The sequence below is a fragment of the Altericista sp. CCNU0014 genome (assembly GCF_044923475.1).
Taxonomy (GTDB): Bacteria; Cyanobacteriota; Cyanobacteriia; order Thermosynechococcales; family Thermosynechococcaceae; genus JAAURS01.
The window spans coordinates 5,548,563-5,567,284 of sequence record NZ_CP137338.1 but is presented as its reverse complement, the minus strand read 5'-3'; the positions used below and the strand labels follow the sequence as shown (position 1 = coordinate 5,567,284).

General features: G+C 46.9%; 18 protein-coding genes. 13 read left to right on the top strand and 5 right to left on the bottom strand.

What is annotated here, in order from left to right; all coding sequences use genetic code 11:
- The first annotated feature begins 167 nt into the window (after positions 1-167).
- The 7 genes from R6H26_RS26515 to R6H26_RS26485 are packed head-to-tail and all read left to right on the top strand — an operon-like array spanning position 168 to position 10,326.
- Positions 168-2,750 carry a DrmE family protein gene (locus R6H26_RS26515; RefSeq protein WP_404786907.1) on the top strand — a complete coding sequence of 861 codons (2,583 nt, stop codon included), beginning with the start codon at positions 168-170 and terminating at the stop codon, positions 2,748-2,750.
- On the top strand, positions 2,747-6,343 hold the full coding sequence (locus R6H26_RS26510; protein ID WP_404786905.1) for a helicase-related protein: 3,597 nt from the start codon (positions 2,747-2,749) through the stop codon (positions 6,341-6,343). The genes R6H26_RS26515 and R6H26_RS26510 overlap by 4 nt, the downstream gene beginning before the upstream one ends.
- Positions 6,344-6,364: 21 nt before the next feature.
- Positions 6,365-8,266 (top strand): hypothetical protein, encoded by a 1,902-nt coding sequence (locus R6H26_RS26505; protein WP_404786903.1) that lies wholly within the window; start codon positions 6,365-6,367, stop codon positions 8,264-8,266.
- Positions 8,267-8,279: 13 nt separating this feature from the next.
- Positions 8,280-8,813, top strand: coding sequence for a phospholipase D family protein (locus R6H26_RS26500; RefSeq protein WP_404786902.1), 534 nt, complete (start codon positions 8,280-8,282; stop codon positions 8,811-8,813).
- A gap of 20 nt (positions 8,814-8,833) precedes the next feature.
- Positions 8,834-9,256: a hypothetical protein gene (locus R6H26_RS26495; protein WP_404786901.1), complete on the top strand. Its 423-nt coding sequence runs from the start codon at positions 8,834-8,836 to the stop codon at positions 9,254-9,256.
- Positions 9,257-9,784 carry a hypothetical protein gene (locus R6H26_RS26490; protein WP_404786899.1) on the top strand — a complete coding sequence of 176 codons (528 nt, stop codon included), beginning with the start codon at positions 9,257-9,259 and terminating at the stop codon, positions 9,782-9,784.
- Positions 9,766-10,326: a DeoR/GlpR family DNA-binding transcription regulator gene (locus R6H26_RS26485; protein WP_404791458.1), complete on the top strand. Its 561-nt coding sequence runs from the start codon at positions 9,766-9,768 to the stop codon at positions 10,324-10,326. The genes R6H26_RS26490 and R6H26_RS26485 overlap by 19 nt, the downstream gene beginning before the upstream one ends.
- A 98-nt stretch (positions 10,327-10,424) precedes the next feature.
- Here the strand turns inward: R6H26_RS26485 and R6H26_RS26480 are convergent, their stop codons facing one another.
- Together R6H26_RS26480 and R6H26_RS26475 are read right to left on the bottom strand one after the other, a co-directional pair.
- Positions 10,425-10,739 (bottom strand): HigA family addiction module antitoxin, encoded by a 315-nt coding sequence (locus R6H26_RS26480; RefSeq protein WP_404786897.1) that lies wholly within the window; start codon positions 10,737-10,739, stop codon positions 10,425-10,427.
- A 14-nt stretch (positions 10,740-10,753) separates the two neighbouring features.
- A complete protein-coding gene (locus tag R6H26_RS26475) occupies positions 10,754-11,038 on the bottom strand; it encodes a type II toxin-antitoxin system RelE/ParE family toxin (protein ID WP_404786895.1) in 285 nt (94 codons plus the stop codon).
- A gap of 513 nt (positions 11,039-11,551) precedes the next feature.
- Here R6H26_RS26475 and R6H26_RS26470 point away from each other — a divergent pair.
- The 6 genes from R6H26_RS26470 (at position 11,552) to R6H26_RS26445 (ending at position 15,598) form a co-directional block, all read left to right on the top strand.
- Positions 11,552-12,112 carry a toll/interleukin-1 receptor domain-containing protein gene (locus R6H26_RS26470; protein WP_404786894.1) on the top strand — a complete coding sequence of 187 codons (561 nt, stop codon included), beginning with the start codon at positions 11,552-11,554 and terminating at the stop codon, positions 12,110-12,112.
- 2 nt (positions 12,113-12,114) lie between these two features.
- The gene (locus R6H26_RS26465) at positions 12,115-12,309 is read left to right on the top strand and encodes a hypothetical protein (RefSeq protein WP_404786893.1); all 195 of its coding nucleotides are present in this window, start codon (positions 12,115-12,117) and stop codon (positions 12,307-12,309) included.
- Positions 12,310-12,329: 20 nt separating this feature from the next.
- Positions 12,330-12,464 (top strand): hypothetical protein, encoded by a 135-nt coding sequence (locus R6H26_RS26460; RefSeq protein WP_404786892.1) that lies wholly within the window; start codon positions 12,330-12,332, stop codon positions 12,462-12,464.
- Between the two features lie 80 nt (positions 12,465-12,544).
- Entirely contained in the window at positions 12,545-13,912 is a 1,368-nt protein-coding gene (locus R6H26_RS26455) for an IS4 family transposase (RefSeq protein WP_404783463.1), read from the top strand.
- Between the two features lie 255 nt (positions 13,913-14,167).
- A complete protein-coding gene (locus R6H26_RS26450; protein ID WP_404786890.1) occupies positions 14,168-15,145 on the top strand; it encodes an IS5 family transposase in 978 nt (325 codons plus the stop codon).
- A 219-nt stretch (positions 15,146-15,364) separates the two neighbouring features.
- The gene (locus R6H26_RS26445; RefSeq protein WP_404786888.1) at positions 15,365-15,598 is read left to right on the top strand and encodes a hypothetical protein; all 234 of its coding nucleotides are present in this window, start codon (positions 15,365-15,367) and stop codon (positions 15,596-15,598) included.
- A gap of 246 nt (positions 15,599-15,844) precedes the next feature.
- Here R6H26_RS26445 and R6H26_RS26440 read toward each other — a convergent pair whose 3' ends face one another.
- From R6H26_RS26440 to R6H26_RS26430, 3 genes are read right to left on the bottom strand one after another with little or no spacing between them, the layout of a single operon-like run.
- Positions 15,845-16,240: a DUF4280 domain-containing protein gene (locus tag R6H26_RS26440; RefSeq protein WP_404786886.1), complete on the bottom strand. Its 396-nt coding sequence runs from the start codon at positions 16,238-16,240 to the stop codon at positions 15,845-15,847.
- 10 nt (positions 16,241-16,250) lie between these two features.
- The gene (locus tag R6H26_RS26435; protein WP_404786885.1) at positions 16,251-18,188 is read right to left on the bottom strand and encodes a VgrG-related protein; all 1,938 of its coding nucleotides are present in this window, start codon (positions 18,186-18,188) and stop codon (positions 16,251-16,253) included.
- A gap of 1 nt (position 18,189) precedes the next feature.
- Positions 18,190-18,714, bottom strand: coding sequence for a hypothetical protein (locus tag R6H26_RS26430; RefSeq protein WP_404786884.1), 525 nt, complete (start codon positions 18,712-18,714; stop codon positions 18,190-18,192).
- Between the last annotated feature and the right edge of the window lie 8 nt (positions 18,715-18,722).

Sequence of the window (18,722 nt, the reverse complement as noted above, 5' to 3'; positions counted from 1 at the left end):
TGTGGGATCAGTTCGGTACAGTTTTGATGAGTTTATTGATTGATAAAAGCATTAGCGAACTCTTGCATTTCCAATTTTGGTATGATTGAAAATGTTAATCAAAGGGAACTCTATTCATAGAAATTATTGAAGACGGTGTAACTAATCGAGTTTTAAGGTCGCCTCCCATGATCTGGACATGGCTAAAAGAAGCTTTTGCGAATCTACCAGGATGCGACGATGATATTTTTAAGGGGCTGTGGCTGAAAAGACGGTTGAGGTTTGGCAATCAAGCTCCCGATCAAATTGATGAATACAGTGCGCGTTTAGTATGTGCTGCGTTGAGGCATTGTACTCGTTTATTTGTCGTTCTTTCTGACTCCCAAGCGAGCCGACCTTCTCTTCTGTTTGCAACCGCTCTGATTCGATCGTGGTATGACTCACGAATACAGCAATCAGGTGAAGATGGTTGTATTCGGCAGAAAATACTCTACTTTGGCTCAGCGATCGGGGTTCGGACGCAGCTTTCGCAAGTACGGATAGAGGGCAAAGCTTGGGAACTTAATCTATCTGAAGTTTTTCAGCAACAGAATATTGGGAAAAAGCAACAAAATGTTGGCAAAGGCAAAAAGACTAAAAAGTTCAGTGAGGCTCAGCCTATTACCTTACCGGAGGTAATAACCATTTATTCCCCAGTCGATCCTGTTTTTGCTATAGAACAGCATAATCCTCAGTGGATTGCGATCGACTGTAGTGATGCTGAGAGCCTACGATGGCTGGAACCACTCCTAAAATACAGTTTAGAAAAGCAGATACCCATTTTGGCGTGGGGACAAAACCCTTTATCTGAATGTGCTGGTAAATTTGCTGAATATGGTCAAGTTTTTACATGGTCAAGCCAGCCAATGTTGGAGATTGCCCGACCATCTCAACCTGAATGCAAACTTCAGTTGTATCTTTACCCTGATAAGACTACTCAAATTCAACCTGTCGTTCTGGAGGGCGCAAGTGCTAATAAACTATCAATTTCCTTGCGGGAAGCAAATCGTCTGTTAGCTAGTACATTTGAAATTGCATCTGGACGTTTTGCCAAAGATGCCATTCGAGTTCACTGGAAATATCTGAGGGCACTGGAGTCATTATCGGTTCCGCTTGAATTTTATGAAACCGAGGCAACGAGCTTCTGGGGTCTGAAGTCCTTGAAGCAGTTATCCGATGAGTGTGAACATTTCCGAGAGGCTTGTAACCATAACATTGTAAACTTAGCTGCAAGATTGGAACAAGTTCATGCTTTCTTAGAAGTTGTAGCCGAACACATTAAAAATGCAGGATCTCCTCTTTGGCAGGCTCTGTGCGATCTAGTAGTAAAAGAACCACCCGTTGGAGAAGCTCGCTTCATCGTTTTTATTAGTCGGGCAAGGAAGCAGTTGTTTTTGCTGGCGCTATTGGCGCGGCATAACCGTACTGAGGAAGATCTTTATGCTGTCAGAACCTGGGTTTTCAGTTTGGATGAATTTCAGAAGCTGAAATGTCAGCATGAGCTTTCTCTAAGTTTGAGAGAACCTCTAAATTTCCTCGCTATTGATAAAACATTACGTTGGCATCCGATTTTTGTTGGTTTACCCAGCCCGTTGTTGACACCCAAGCTATTATCTGTGCTGTCACAGCAAAATATTGACTTTCTATTGTATGGTCATCAGACTCTTGCGCTTGCACGTCAAGTCACTCAATGGGCAAAGCGACTTAGCCCTAATATCTCAGATATGGCTACTCTGTTGAGTCAACTGAGTGGTCTTGAAGTGCCTCAGGAGCTTCCTTTAATACCCCCAAGACTCAATTTGAATGAGTTATCAGGGCTGGATGCAGGAAATATTACCAAACCAAGATCGATTGGAATTAAACCCTTGTGGCAACCAGAAGATCCTGTTAGTGAAATAGCACGACTGTTAGAATCAGAACAAGCTTTGATGGAAGATGGACTGGGTATAGAGGTCCAGTTTCAAGAAGACTCGGAGATGGGTATTGCATTAGAACAAGAATCTTGGTGTGAAAGTGCTATTGAAATTCACTTTGAGCACGACTGGCATGTTTGTTTTGCACCTGACGATATGATTAATGTGATTGTGACGGGTGCAAAGGGGCAGCAGGTTGACAAGCGTTATATACGGGTATTGAAGCCAAATGACCGCGTAATTGCCATTCCTGATCAACGTAGGCAGAGTCTCTACGACTTGATTCTCTCGCAGGTTCATGGACATCCTACCATTGAGTTGCATTTAGCACTGATCCGACGATGGCAGCAGGACTTGGAATTAGCCTATCGAAGATGGCGGCTGCTTGGCGTGCGGAACTTAGACGAGTTGCTCTGGCAGATGCAGCGCCGTGGAAGTACTCTAACCCATCCGATGACTTTGAGAGGATGGTTATCAGGAAATATCTTGTGTCCAGAGGATGCAGATGATTTGCGCCGTTTAGCTGAGATTTTAGAGATGAATTTTGTCCAATCTCACTATCAAAAAATTGACCGAGCCGCAAAACGATTACGTGGCTTACATCGATCCCTGGCTCGTCGGTTGAATAGTTGGATCGAGGAGCAGGTGTCTGACTCAATTAGAGGGAAATATGATGATGTGATTGATTCTGAACTAGGAATCACATTTGATGATTTTCGTAATTCTTTATTAATTCTCCAAATAAAAAAAGTTCAGCCTATCATAGGATTGTTTTTGCGCAGTAATTTAGGAAAATTTGAGAGGATTAGCTCGGAATGACTAATACCGCATGGACTCAACATGATGAAGAAACTGCCCTGGCCAGATACTTAACTAGGCGAGTCTGCGATCGCGCTCTCGGACGCAACGAAGATGAGTGCTTGCGAAATGCTCCCCGCGATGTTTATTTCATTGGGAATCTGCGACCACGCCCTGAGGATGGCGATTTAGGCGAGTTGATTAATAAACTGGCTCCTGTGGCGTTTGGGGCAGAGTTTCGGTTTCAGCATGCGGGCGATGAAGTTACCATTCAGGTCAAAGTCCAGTGGTCATGCTACTACCGAGTATTTCCGACCTTTTCTCAACAACGCAGGCATCAACAGCAGATAATTGAGCCTGAGAATGATTCTGACTCATTGGGAGCCACCTCTACAGCAAGCATAACTGCTTCTAATTCGACTGTCCAGCAGGTAGTCAGCACCCAGGAAGAGCCAGAGGATGCAGACCATACCCTGGAGATTGAGCAAGAACAAGAAGAACAACGGGCTGAGGTGGAGTCCCCTGAAGTAGTGCAATCGAGCCAAGACCGCCGCCGTGGCAGGTTTCCTCAAGATTCTCTAGCAATTCGGTATCGTAAGATTTCTTGTACGGCTGCTGGTGAAGTTGTTTTACGTCGTGATGCGGCTGGTGATTGGAGCTGTGATATTAGTAATCTACAGACAGCCCTAGACCAGGAAACAACTAGGGCACAGCAGGTTACTCTGGGTGATCCTGATCGAGTACGAACAGCTGGATCGCCTGATGAGAAAATCAGGGTGAGAGAAGATGCCCTTACATCTGAAGCAGACTACGAGGCTTCTTTGCGTTCGCTGCAAACCGATGTGGTTCCAGCTTGGCAGTGGGAGATTGCTTCCGAAGTGCGCCCAAACGACGAGTTAGGTTCAACTGATCAGGTGGCGGCGATCGAGTTTGTCAATGCTTCGCCGCAAGCGGAAAATCCAAATATTGAGGCTTTTCTTTTCGATAGCCGAGCTACTTTTATATTCATAGATGCAACAGTACAGCCCTTTGAACTGGAACTGGCTCCTCGTGGATTTCGTTATAACCGAGACCTCTGGGGACGCGGATTTAATTGTGCGGTAGAGCGAGAAGATGCAGACGTTTTTAAAACGACTCACACGCCGATCTACACGCAGATGCGTTATGAAACCCAAACAAATCCTCCTGCTAGATTTTCGGATCTTGCTAGCGATCCCATTCCAGTTCTCAGAACCATTGTTACTGAAATGGAAGCTTATAGACAGCAATGGGAGGATAAGCGTCAAAACTACATTGCCACAAACCCAAATTGGGAAGCTGAGTTTGGTAACGAGTTTGATCAAGACTTTCAACAATATGAGGGTGAAATTCGTCGTTTTCGTCGGGGTTGTGAACTAATCCGAACAAACCCTGATGTCAAACTGGCATTTCAGTTAACTAGCGAAAGCTTCCGTCGGTTAGGCGATAACCCTCGATTAGAAAAGCGTAAGGAAAGTTGGCGATTATTTCAAATTGTCTTTCTGATTAGCCAGATTCCTGGCATTGCTGCTCTTACAGATTCCAAAAGTCGAGATGTGGCTGAACGGGAAATGGTTGATATCATCTACTTCCCCACAGGTGGCGGTAAAACTGAAGCTTACTTAGGCACAATCGTCTTCCATTGCTTTTTTGACCGTTTGCGTGGAAAGACGGCTGGAGTGACTGCTTGGACGCGGTTCCCCTTGCGACTATTGACGCTCCAGCAAACCCAAAGGATGGCAGACGTGATTGGCGTTGCTGATTTAGTGCGGAGGGAACAACAAGACACTCGTTTAAGCGGTGGAGATATCGATAAATTTGCTGTTGGCTACTTTGTCGGTGCAGAAGCCACGCCTAATGAACTTGTCAGCCCTACCTACCGTTACGCAAACCCCAAAAATTCTGTTTCCTGGAGTCAAGCCAATGATGCGAATGCCCGTCAGCGGTGGAAACGAGTTATTTCCTGCCCGTCCTGTCGTACCTCAACAGTTCAAGTAGACTTTGACCCCAACTCAGTAAGGATCATTCACCGTTGTACCCAACCCTGTTGTGCATTTCCCAATGGGGAGATTCCCATCTATGTGATCGACAATGAAGTTTACCGCTATTTGCCGTGCGTGGTTGTTGGTACGATTGACAAACTAGCCAGCTTGGGCAATCAACGTAAGTTATCCCAAGTATTTGGACAGGTCGATGGGCGTTGTACCCTGCACCACTACTACAAAGGTAAATGTTGCCAAAAAGACTGCTCTGGAGGACAACTACTTCGACCTGGAAGGCCACAAGGGTTGTCTGGCCCCACTCTCTTTGTTCAGGATGAACTCCATTTACTCAAAGAAGGTCTAGGAACCTTTGATGGGCATTATGAAACCTTCACCCAGCAACTACAACAAGAATTTGACCTAAGTTCTCCAACATTGAAAGTCATTGCTTCATCTGCCACGATCGAAGCTTTTAAGCGACAAGTTAAACATCTCTATGGACGTGATGAGGCAAGGATTTTTCCAGGGCTTGGTCCCAACTTGCAAGAATCGTTCTACGCTCAGACCCGAGATTATCCATCTAGATTATTTGTCGGTATTTTGCCTCACAATAAGACAATCTTTAACACAATTTTAGAATTGATCGAGTTCTATCACCGTGAAACCCATTATCTGAAGAGTCTTCAAACAAGTGAGCCAAATCCTTATGGAGGAAGGCTGAATCCTGGAAGCTCAGAATGGCATCATTTGATGGACTTCTACATCACTTCCTTGACCTATTTTCTGGCTAATCGTGAACTTGATTCAATCCGAGTTGATCTGGATGGGGATGTCAACCCTAATTTGCAGCCAGACTTGGAATTGGAGATTTCTCAGTTAACAGGCGGTACTAGCACCGACGAAGTAACCCGTATTTTAGAAAAACTGGAACAGACAGGCACCTCTAACTTGACTGCCGATACGGTACTGGCAACCAGCATGATCAGTCACGGTGTGGATGTAGATCGCTTCAATGGCATGATTTTCTATGGAATGCCTCGCCAAAATGCAGAATACATTCAGGCATCTAGCCGGGTCGGACGCTCCCATGTTGGGATTGTGTTCAACTGCTTACACCCAGCACGGGAACGCGATCAAAGCCATTACACCTATTTTGTGAAGTTCCATGAATTCCTAGGTCAACTCGTCGAACCTGTAGCAATTAATCGTTGGGCAAAGTTCAGTGTGAACCGTACTTTACCAGGGTTATTTATGGGTGTGCTCCTCCAATTAATTGCGAATCGCTCTGGCATCAATAATCCAAATAGTTACTACATGCTGGACTTCGTGAAACAAGAAATCACTAGGGGCAATTTGGATATCAATCAATTTATCCCAATCTTGGAAAGAGCTTATCTGGTTCAAGCGGTTGGTTCAGTCAGTGAACAGGCTTTTCGAGATCAAATTCGCCTACAAGTGCAGCAGTTTTTAGATCAAATTATCAGTGCTGGTTCAGCAGAAAAGTTCATTTCGGGAGTTCTAATCCCTCAACCGATGACAAGTCTACGAGATGTAGATGAACCGATTCCCATTGAGCTAGACAGTGGCGGAACTCAATGGGCAGCAAGATCTTAAAAGTCATAGGTGGAGGAAAGTATGGGACGCAAGATGAACCGTGGTAAACAACAAGTGTTGTTTAACTATTTGCCGGGTCGGACATTTGACTTTGAAGGTGGAGTCATTTCCCGTGTTAGCCAAATTCGTGGATTGCAGCGCAATGACTTAAATATCAGAATGCTGTTGATCAAGATTCAAGAGGAAGCAAGAGGTTGGGATGAGCAGTTTCGCCCAGGCTTGCCAGATAGGATTTTAGATGATGCTAGCAAGTTTATATTACTAGAACCCAAAAACGTAGATGCTGAGTTGTTTCCCAAGGTTTTTTGGTGTGATAACCGTATCTGTGGCAGAGTTTTTGACTATAGTAATCGCGATAATTTACCCCAACAAGCAACCTGTTCAGTTTGCCGTACCGGAAAATTACTCCAACTTCGCTTTGTCAAAATCCATCAATGTGGGGCATTGGAATCACTATCACCTCCGTTGTGTCAGCAATGTCGAAGCCCTAATCACATGGCTCTAGATACTCGTGGAAGTGAACGGATTTCTAATTTCCGTTGGGTCTGTCGTAATTCTCAATGCAATGGCAGAAAAGCATCTTTGTATCCTGGGCTATGTAGGGTCTGCCATCAGCCGAGCAACACTCAGCAACCTAATAACACTCAACCAACCAATCGAAGAGAGAGCGAAATGAGCATTGAGGTTCACCGAGCTGGGAGAACCTACTACGGTCAAACGACGACTCTTCTTAACATCCCGCGTCGCCAGCTTGATGCATTTTTCAACCTACCGGATTGGGGAGCGATCGCTGCTGCTAAGTTCTTTGGAATCACCAACCGTCCTCTAGAGGATTTCAACTTATCTGCTGCCAATCAACAAATTAACCCAAGTGCATCGTATTCTGATGCCGATCTGGATGCGTTGATGTCCCCAAATAAATCACCAGAACAAATCGTTGCAGAGATTCAAGCCCTCCGACAGCAGCGACAGCAAGAGCAGCAGCAACATGCACCAGATGCGATCGCCCAACAACTCATCACCCAAACTGGAGTACCCCTAACAACTTGGCGGCAAGTAGGGCAGGAAATCCTGGAAACCATCATGCCGCTGGAAAATGGGCGACCCAAAAAACTATTTGAACTACCGCCAACCACGCAGGAAATCCAGAATGCTCAAGTTGCCCAACAAACTGCTCAGTCAATGGGACTCGCCCAGCTAGATTTGGTGACTGACTTCCCCATGATCGTTGCTACCTACGGCTACACCCGTGCTGAAACAACCCCCAATCAATGCCGCTTAAATCCCTTTCCGCCAGAACGAGATCATGGCGGAAAGCTACCCATCTACGTCGATAAAGTTCAAGCCGATGCCCTGCTGATTAGCCTCAATCCAGACAGAGTGCATAGTTGGCTCCAGCGCAATGGCTATCAGCCAACCATGCCGAATGGCAGCGATCCCAATATTGCTCGTCGTGCTTACTTTGTTCAATTGTTCGAGGATGTGCCTCTGCGGGAAACATTGCAGGGCGATTCACCTGAAGCACGAATGGTCTTTGGATTACTTCATACCCTTAGTCATCTCTGTGTTCGCCAAGCTGCCCTGCTCTGCGGACTTGATCGCACCAGCCTATCAGAGTACCTGCTGCCCCGAACCCTCACCTTTGCTATTTACTGTAATCATCGCTTTGGTGCCACGATCGGCGCATTAACTGCCCTCTTTGAACAATCTCTGGCGGAATGGCTCAATGCCGTGCGAAATGCCCGACGCTGCGTATATGATCCCGTCTGCCGTGAACGGGAATCTAGTTGTCATGCCTGTACCCATCTGGCTGAAACTAGTTGTCGATTTTTTAACCTTAACTTGGGACGCTCATTTTTGTTTGGTGGTCAAGATCGATCATTGGACAAGAACCTAATCGGCTATCTTGATCCTTCTCTTTGACTCCTAGCAAGATATGCCAGATTTCCAAGTTCAACTCGTCATCACCGCTCCAGAACCCTATGGAGCAGCTTTGGCTCACCGGATGAAGTGCCGGATGACGTTGGGAGTGCTGACTCAACTTCTGTCTCAGGCAAAACGATACGTTGTGATTGCTGCCCCCTTTATGCAAGCTGGCTACGGACTGTCCAGTGGCACCTTGGCCGATGCTTTACGGGCCGCATTGCAACGAGGTGTCAATGTGGATGTGGTTGGTACGGGGCAAGGCTTACAAACCCTGGATACCACTTGGTTCCGCCAAAACGCCCAGGGACGTTTGCGCCTATTTCAGTCAAAGGAAAACATGACAGATGCTAAACGTCTGGGTTCTCATGCAAAATTTTGTGTAGCGGATGGTCTGTCTGCTTACGTGGGTAGTGCCAACTTGACGGCTCCTGGATTAGGTAGACATCTGGAAATGGGGTTATTGGTTCAAGGCGAAGTAGCCCGACAAATTGAAGACTTTTGGATCTATGCTCTTGAAATTGAGTTATTCATCCCTGTTCCGTGACAAAACTTTACTATCGAGGCATGGCTGAAGCAAATGGTAAGCCCAAAGTGGGACGTAGTGCTCGGCTCTTGGGTGTCAGGCTAGGAATCGATATTGATGTTGAAGAAATGCCGAAAGATTGGCTGGATGACCAAGGGTATTTGTGCCTAGGTGCTGAACGCAAATCGACAGGGGTATTGGTGGTTGTAGCCATTAGAAATACGAAGGGGATGTCCACATCACTCTCGATCGAGAGTTTACCTGCCTTTCGCAGACCTTCAGCTTTCGGGGGTATGGGTAGAGATCCCCTGTGGAAGATCGAAGACAACAAAATCAGTGGCGATCTTGAGGCTGTTCAAGACAGCGCTACACACGTTAGCATTATGCCAAGAGTCACCATGCTCTTAGAAAAGTACGAAGCCGCATTAGCAAATACCCAAAATAACTGGGAAAGGGTTAGTTAAATGGTTTGGACATTTAGTTTATCGGCTGAATGTGGCGCAGAGCAGAGTGCCGTAGAGCAGTTTGCTCACCACTTTAATGGACTGTCCTGGACGCTTTCAATCGGTATGCAGTCCCGATGTCAGACTGAGATTTTTCAGGATTTTGAAGACCATTGGTGGTGTCGGGTTTGTCCTGATAACCTCAGTGAAATTGGAATCCATGCGCCAGACATCGCTTACTCAATGACAGAATTGGGTCTCTTGCTTTATCAACGGCTGCGATCTGCTCCACCTTTTCGTTACGCTTTGGTAGGAGTAGAAGTTGATGAATTTAGAACCTACAGCGAGCTAAGTACAGAAATCTCTGAAGCCAGTTTTCCAGGCTTGGTTCTGGCGGAGAAGGTTTGGCAAGCGTGCGGAGCTGCTCCATCATTTCAGCCCTTTAGTCCTGGCTATGTTTGGTATCCCTATGAAGGCGAAGTTTACAAACCACTGACCGTATCGCCAGATTTGAAGGATAAGTTAAATGAATTGCTAGTTCTTACCTGAGAGTCAGTAAGCTAATCGCCCGTGCGGCGTCTAAGCTGGTGCGTCCGGGGCAGGTGGTGATTTTGGATGGGGGCACGACGACGCTCCAGGTGGCGCGGCATTTACCCCTGGATTTACAAGCGACGATTGTGACCAACAGTCCACCCATTGCGATCTCGTTGGCGGAGCATCCGCAGATTGAGGTGGTGATGTTGGGCGGGCAGCTTTACAAGAAGGCGTTGGTGAATGTGGGCGCTGCAACGATTGAGGCATTGGGGATGATTCGGGCCGATCTTTGTCTGTTGGGGGTTTGCAGTCTGCACCCAGAGGTGGGGATTAGCGTGCAGAATTTAGATGAAGCCCACGTAAAACGAGCGATGATCTCGCGATCGGCTGAGGTGGTGGGTTTGGCGACTGCGGCGAAGTTGGATACGGCAGCGACTTATGTGGTGGGGCCGATTCAGGCGCTGACGTATTTGGTGACAGCTTCGACAGTGGCAACTGAAACGCTGACGGAATATAAAGATCTTGGATTGACAGTCATCCGTGATGAGGATTTTTGATCTGCCCCATCTATATATTTCCCGCGTTTAGGCTTACAGTCTCAAATGAGATCGCCTCACGATCCAAATATCTAGCCATTGGATTGGGATCCGAAACTTTAAGTCTGAATTGACTGAGGCTCTTGGGACAGAAGGCGACGTTTGATGGTTTGTTGGATTTCTTGTCCGACTTGATGTTGAGCCAAGCGTAGTTCATAAGCTTTTTGTAAGTTAAGCCACAGCTCAGGGCCAGTCCCAAACCACTGACCGAGTCGCAGGGCAGTATCGGCGGTGATGGCGCGTTGACCATTGAGAATTTGGGTGATGCGATTGGTGGGTACATGAAGGGTTCGAGCCAGTTCTGCTGCGCTCATTCCTAGCTCTTGGAGTTCGTCGGCTAAAATTTCGCCGGGGTGGATTGCGGGACGTGTCATAGAATGTTTCTCCTTCAGTGGTAGTCTACAATCTCGATGTTGGATGGATGCTCTTCTTCGTCAGGCCATTCAAAGCAAATGCGCCATTTATCGTTAATGCGGATGCTGTATTGGCCGTTGCGATCTCCGCCCAATGCTTCAAAGCGATTGCTAGGCAACATCATGAGGGTTTCTTTGTTTGACGCAGCTTCCAGAATCTCTAAACGTTTGTAGGCTTGTCTTTCAAATGCCTGAAATTCTTTAACTCTTTCTCCCTCTGCAAATCGCTTTGTTCGTTTGTCTTTGTATTTTTGGCACATGTGTTACCATGCTAGACTTTATGAGTTACGTCAAGCATAATACTCATTATGCACTGATTTGTGTTGGAAGTGCCACGAGTTTAACCAAATATTTCGGGGCTCAATGGTTGCCGCTCAATCACTATCCTTGTCTTGCGCCATGAAGCATCTGCCCATTGAAATTCGGTGTAGCTCCAAGCGATCGCCAAACCAAGTCTTTGTAATTTTATTGGAGGTGCAATCTTTTTATCCGTGAAAGATTAAATAGTAGCAAAGCGCGGAGAAAGTATCCATTTATAACGCGCTCAACTAAACGCAGAGTTTAAGCGTGAGCTACGAAGCCGAGACAAGTTAATCCAAATCATGATAAATATACATACATACATAAAGATCGAAGCACCTGATGAGATGGACATATTGATTCAGTCTGCCCAATTAGAGTTATAAGCAAGTGGAGATCAACTTGAATAGTCGAGACTATATACGGGACTATATATGGAGTGTGACTATGGAGAACATTCTCGAATTGTTGATGTGCTGAAAGTTCTTCTAGATGAGCAGAATGCTAGCGAACTCTCAATGTGTGCACTATTTGTAAATAATAATCCATACAATTTAGAATTTTTCATTGCTTTGAGCTATGACAAACCTAAAGACGGACAAGTGGACAAAATGTTGCATCAAATGGCTGAACTTGGGGCAAGACAAAGACCAGATATACCATTTAAAGAACTTATGGCAGAAATGGGAGGTCGTAGATACAACTCAATAGTAGTAGCAGATTCATTTTTCCTTGAGACAGCCAGAGAAAGTTTGTTCGCATTCAGAGAAAGAAGTGAAATGGCAAAAGTCATATCAATGAAACCTCTAGGAAAAAGTATTCCAGTATTTTTAAGTCATGCTTCAGCTGACAAGACCCTTGTAGAGGATGTTATTCCATATCTTACTAATCAAGGTTTGCCCGTGTGGTATGACAAAATATCTATTGATTATGGTGAAGGGATATTGTCCGCAGTCGAATCTGGTTTCGAGACTCCGGTGCCGTGCTATTCTTCGTTACTCGCTCGTTTCTGCATTCAAGCTGGTGCAAATTAGAAATGGAGGGATTTCTTCATCGTTATGCTGGTGGTCAAGCTATACTTCTGCTAACGATTGTAAATCATGATATTTTACATGATGATCTACCATTTTTCCTGCAAGGCATAAAATATTTACCGCTTAAGGCTACGGCATCTCCCAAAGATATTGCCAATGAACTACTTCCTGTTTTATCCAAGCATTTTAAGTGTTAGGAATACATATATAAATATTCTTGACAATCACCCTCACCGTAACAACAACCTACCTCAACAATAGCGGTATCAGCTACTGCAAAGCAATTACGGGCGATCGCAATTCTGAGGATGGAGCTGTAGGGGCGATCGTTCTTCAAGACCAATGCCACTGAAATAAGGAGACAAAAAAATCTGCAAGGCATGATTTAGAAGCATCATAGCCTTACAGACCAAAATAATACCTCCTTATCTTATGCTGAATCGTGCCGAAATTCTCAAGCAGCAGTTCAATCAGAGTATTGGATTACCTTGGTTGAAGATATTGCCAGCGTCGCGGATTGAAGAAATTTTAGTAGAAGAAAATATTCAGTATCGAAACTGTGTGTATACGCCGATTGTGACGCTATGGGCACTCCTGTCTCAAGTTTTAGACCCGGATAAAAGCCTCAGCAATGCCGTCAAACGGATTACGGCTTGGGTGGGAGCGGCAGGCGGAGACAGCCCCTCCCCTGATACTGGAGCCTATAGTAAAGCCCGTCAACGATTGAGCGAAAGCGTCTTGCAGCGTCTGATTCCCGATACGGCGGAGTCGTTAGAACAAACGATTCCCTCGACCGAACAATGGTGTGGACTTCGGGTGCGGGTCTATGACGGTACCACAGTGCTGATGAGCGATACGCCTGCCAACCAAGCCGATTATCCTCAACACAGTAACCAAAAGCCAGGGTGTGGATTTCCCATCGCCAAGCTTGTGGTGGTCTTCTCCTTAATGACAGGTGCGGTTGTGTCGGCTTGCGTGAGCTGTTTTAAGACCAGTGAGCTGGAATTGAGTCGTCTGCTGTATGCGGACTTAGTGCCTGGGGATGTAGGGCTCGGCGACCGAGCTTATGGAACTTTTACAGATCTGGCCTTAGTCCAAGCCCAGGGCGCTGATGGGGTGTTTCGTAAGCATCATGCCCGTCATAGCGATTTTCGTCGAGGTCAGAAGCTGGGTATTGGAGACCATGCTGTTCGATGGCATAAACCTTCCAAACCTCCTCAACACATGAGTGAGGAAGACTTTAGCCAGTTGCCAAAGTTTTTAGATGTTCGCGAGGTGTCTATCCTAATCCGTCGTCCAGGTTTTCGAGACCTACGAATCATTATTGTCACGACTTTACTCGATGCCAAACGCTATAGTGCCAAGCAGTTAGGTCAACTCTACGGTCTGAGATGGCAGGCGGCTGAGGTTAATTTACGACATCTCAAAACCACCTTGGGTATGGAGATGCTCAGCGCCAAAACCCCGCAAATGGTGCGCAAAGACCTCTGGGCACATCTATTGGCCTACAATCTCTTGCGAACCGTCATGCTCCAGACAGCGCAATCCTCAGAACAAGCCCTATCTCGACTGTCGTTGCAGGGAACTCGACAGCAGTTCCTACAAACAATAGGGTTGTTGGCAATTACAACGCAAAAGATACAGCAAAATTTGTATCGAGTTCTAATGGAGGTTGTAGCAAAGGACTTGCTGCCTTTGAGAGTTTTTCGGTCTGAACCCAGAGTGCTAAAACGTAGGCCAAAGCCATTTGCGCGAATGAATAAACCTCGTGCTGTTCTCAAAGCTGCTCTAGTAAATTGATTTAGCTTATTTCAGTGGCATTGTTCTTCAAGACTGCGACTTTAACCAGTTCACCAAATCGCTAGGCTCCGAAAACTCTAACAACGCTTCACCAACTCCTCAAACATTGAAAGCGAGAGGGCTTGAACCTGCGAACGACTTTCGTCGCGCTTGCGCTTCGCAATTCAGGAGACACATGGCTTTGTTGCATGAATAGGGAGTTGCGGGCAGGAGAAATCATGATAGGTTTGAATCGCCAAACCCAAATCCAGCATCATGAAAACGCAATACCGCATCCGCAACTGGTCTGAGTATAACGCCGCCCTCAAGCAGAGGGGAAGCCTCACCTTCTGGGTCAGCGAAGAGGCTCTTGAACAATGGCTAGAGACCGAGAAAACAGGCCAACGCGGTGCATCCAGAACCTACTCCAATACTGCCATTGAAGTCATGGCAACCCTTAAAGCGATTTATCGGTGGGCCGGACGTCAAGTCGAAGGCTTCATCGAATCGGTCTTCCAACTGATGCACATTACCTTAGCCGTGCCCGACCACAGTACGCTGTCTCGACGGATGAAAACCTTAGAGATTGACATCCCCGTGCATCTGAGCGCTAAAGAAGGAAGTGTGCCGGGGGAAGCTTCCTCCGGCCACCTTCCGCCCCGTCATGTAGTGATTGATTCGACAGGGGTTAAAGTTTATGGGGAAGGAGAATGGAAAACCCGACAGCATGGGGTGAGCAAACGTCGCACTTGGCGCAAATTGCATTTAGCCCTGGATGAAGCCACCGGAGAAATTTTAGCGGTGGTCGCCAGTGGCAATCACACCGCAGACTGTGAAGTTCTGCCAATGCTGCTCGAGCAAATTGAAGACGAGATTGAACCAGTCTCAGCCGATGGTGCCTATGACACCCGAACTTGCTATGAAGACATTCAACAGCGAGGGGCAAAAGCCATCATTCCACCGCGCAAAGGAGCCAAGATTTGGATGCATGGTAACACTAAGGCGCAACGACATCAGCGTGACGAGAACTTGAGACAAATCCGACGCAAGGGTCGCAAGCGCTGGAAACAAGATTCTCGCTACCATCGACGCTCTATTTCTGAAACGGGAATGTTTCGTTTCAAGACCACGTTTGGAGACCGTTTAAGTTCACGTCACTTCGACAATCAGGCCACGGAGATGTTTGTCAAATGTGCTGCTCTTAATCGCATGATGCAGCTCTGCAAGCCCGACAGCTATGCTGTTGCAGCATAATTTAAGGATGAATAAAGGATTATTTTGCTTTTTCATCTTTCATGCAACAAAGCCGAGACACATCGCCGATGCGGCGCGTCAGCAGGCGGAGAATCAACGATCGCTCATTCTGCAAACCCTCCAATGAACAGTTCCATGTCTATTGGTAAGCGCTTCCAAACTATAGCGATCGCCCCCCAATTCCCTTACCATAGAGGTGTGCATTCGGGACACTAACCCATGACACCCCAACTTGAAGCCGCGATCGCAGCCATTCAGACGCTCTCTCCCCTAGAGCGAAAGCAACTGTTACAAATGCTTGTCCAAAGCGACGTAACCTCAGAATCTCAGCATGGGCTGAGAGAAAAAGATGGCATTCTAGTGTTCGATACAGAATCTCTCGATTATGTTGACTTTAATGCACTTATCGATCAAAGTCGCGAAGAGCGAGACTTAGAGCAGGTTGGACTGTGAAAGTCTTATTCGATACATCCCACTTTACTCGATTAGATCCTGCGATCGCACAGATCGTACAAGTTCCCTCATAGTTGGGGTCTAAGTCAAAAAGGTAATGCTCTAAAGGAGCCAGCTTACGATCGCCCGTGCGACGGCTAAGCAAGTGCGTCCGGGATATACTTTCACTTCCCAATTCCTCTCGAATGCCCAGAAGAATCAGACTGTGGAGTGCAGTCGTAACAGCAGCGATCGCAAGGGAATTACTCATGTCACCATCACCTTAACCTGACCCGGAAAAACAACCTTCACCACCCCACCCCAGGCACAATTGCAAATCGAGACATCCGTCAAAGCCGGAAACTTATTGATTTTGACCTTCAATGCCCCCGGCTTCCACGGCCCTACGATGACAGGCACACAGGGCATCGGCGTGAGAACTCCAAAAGCTGCTGCCGTCGCGGTAGCCACCATCGGGTTTGCAATAGACGTACACATCCCAAAGGGAAGAATATTGGCGATCGGAGCAAAGTCCATGATGGTGGCGGCCAACATCCCATTGACCATCACCGGAGGCCCTTTCGGAATCACCATCAACGTACTGGGGGCAACGCCGAAGGGAATGCATTGAAGGGTCGCCCCCATACAAACTTGCATTGGCATAGCGCTTCTCCTAACTCAGCATAATAATGGGAGCGGTGACCGTTACATTGGCATTGCCTTGGACGGTGGTTGAGGCTCCTTTAAGGGTGGCTAAAGCCGCAGCATTGATGTTAATACCCGCTGGACCCAGCTCGATCGTATTTCCGGCTGTTTTGAGGGAAATCGTGGCCATCGTCATTTCAAGGGTGCTGCCGCCGACCTTAAGCGTAATTTTTTGGGGTGCCGTAATTTCAACTTCGCCCAGCGAACTCATCGCGATTTTACGGGTTGTGTCTTCTAACTTGCAGACATGACCGCTCGTGGTTTGTACCAGGATTTTTTTATTCAGATCGTCTAGGACAACTTGATGGTTGGCGCTTGTTTTTAATTCGATTTTCTTGTCAGAATCATTACAGTACAACTTATGGCCGTAGACCGTATCCAAGTAAACACCCTTTTTGCTGGTTCCTTTATCTTCTTCGACGAACTGTAGCATATGACCTGTGCGGGTTTTGATAGTCCGCAACCGCACCTTTCCTCCCACGACAGACTCATCAACACTCGTGGGGGGCGCATCTTTCCCATTCCAAACGCCGCCAATCACAAAGGGACGATGAATATCCCCATGCTCGAATCCCACCAGTACTTCATCGTTGACTTCAGGCAAACAATCGAAGCCTCGGTTTGCTCCAGCTCCGATCGCCACCACTCTAGCCCAGTCACTCTCATGCTCTTCCGTTAAGGTTGGAAACTTGACCCGCACCCGACCCCATTTTTTCGGGTCTTTATTGTTAGAGACAATTCCAATCAAAAGGGTTTGTCCTGGCTGTAGGCGAGGTTGAGGCGAGAGTACCGCGAGCAAGTCATTGTCTCGCAATCCCCTAACGCTGAATTCTGTGGAATAGACTCTTCCGGCAAACACATGTCGCGTCTCCGTGACGTAGTATTTCCCGCTATATTTCCCTAGGTCTGCGAGCTGAATAGTTTTACCCGGTCGAATCTCTGGATTGCCTTCGGCTTTAGCATCGGCTTGGACATACTCTCCAGATAGTTCGTTGTAGAGAGACTGGGCGATCGCATCGGATTCTTGGCTATTTGAAATAGGTTGATTCACCACAATCATCTTGGGAGTCCCATTAAAGGCTGTACTGACGGTTTTTCCCTTGCCTTGGTCGGTGGATGTGATGACCTCAGTCGTTTGGCTACTTTTGGTAGACACGATCGCCTGCTTACTTTGGTAATTCCAGCCTCTGACCTCCACGGAATCGACTTGCTCGGCACTACTCACCCGAACATTAAAGCTATTAATCTCTTGCAACCACTTTAAAGTCAGCGTCGTATTGGCAGTGGGTTTGCGGAAATTCAATTTCCCATCTTGGACAAATAACTCAAACCCATGTCGAGAGGCTCTTTCCCGCAAAAACTCCATATTGGTTTGGTTCTCTTGAAAGATATAGCCGACGGGATCTCCAAATCCATAGGGTCCGCCACTACTATCGATCGTTCCGGCTTGAATACCCACTTCGCCAATAATTTTTTGAACCACATCCGTATCGGTCATATTCTGGAACGAGCGATTGTAGCGTCCCCGATGCAAGCGATGGCTGATATCGTACCCTCTGACAATTACAGGCGCTTGGGATTCGGGATTGAAATGGGCTTCAATGGCAGTGATTTCGCCTTTTAGGAGTATTTCTTCCTTGGTATCGTCAAATTCAGATGCCTCAGAGATACTAGAGGTAAATCCAATCTCAATACTTTTGCCGATCGCAAAGGTTTTGTCGTAGAGCCAAGGATTTTCGCCCGTGCGGGAGGAGAAGTAGTCATTGCGGATCGTGAGGGTGAACATCCCCGGCAGATGCAAACTTTCTTCCACCACAATTTGCAAAAGATCTTCTAGGACGTTATTGGCAGCGGGTTGCCCGTCAATTTTGAGCGTGGGCTGTGCGATGTAAGTAACTGCAGGCATACTATTTCCCCTTACGACGACTGCGCGTATCTCCGCCTCGATTGACAGTGGCGGGGGCTGTCATTCCAGGTTGGGATGTGGATTCGTCCACTTCTTCTAACGTTAAATCTAGTTTGGCCCGAACGGGCGTGCCATCGGGGAGGAACATGGTTAGGGTATAGCTTAGATCTGTAATGAAACAACGTATATATTGGAAGTTGCCCCAGGTAAAGACATAGGTGGGCGGGCGTTTCTCCTTGCCATCGCCGCTCTCGGCAAAGTTGACGGCTTTCTCGAATGGCTTGAGGTGAGTCATCACGCTTTTACCTCCGCTTTCTTCGTAGGTATCTAACACAATATCTCGGATATTGAGGATGCAGGGGTCGGGATAGGCAAAGTTTACTTTTGGCAATCCTCTCCCTGTACGGGATCCGCTATTTTTGGTTAGATTAATTCTTTGGGAAAAAGCAAGTTGATTGGGGTTGAACATAAATTCGATGGTTCCACCGCCATCGGAGGAGATGAGTTTTGCTTTAACGAGTGTCATTTCAACCT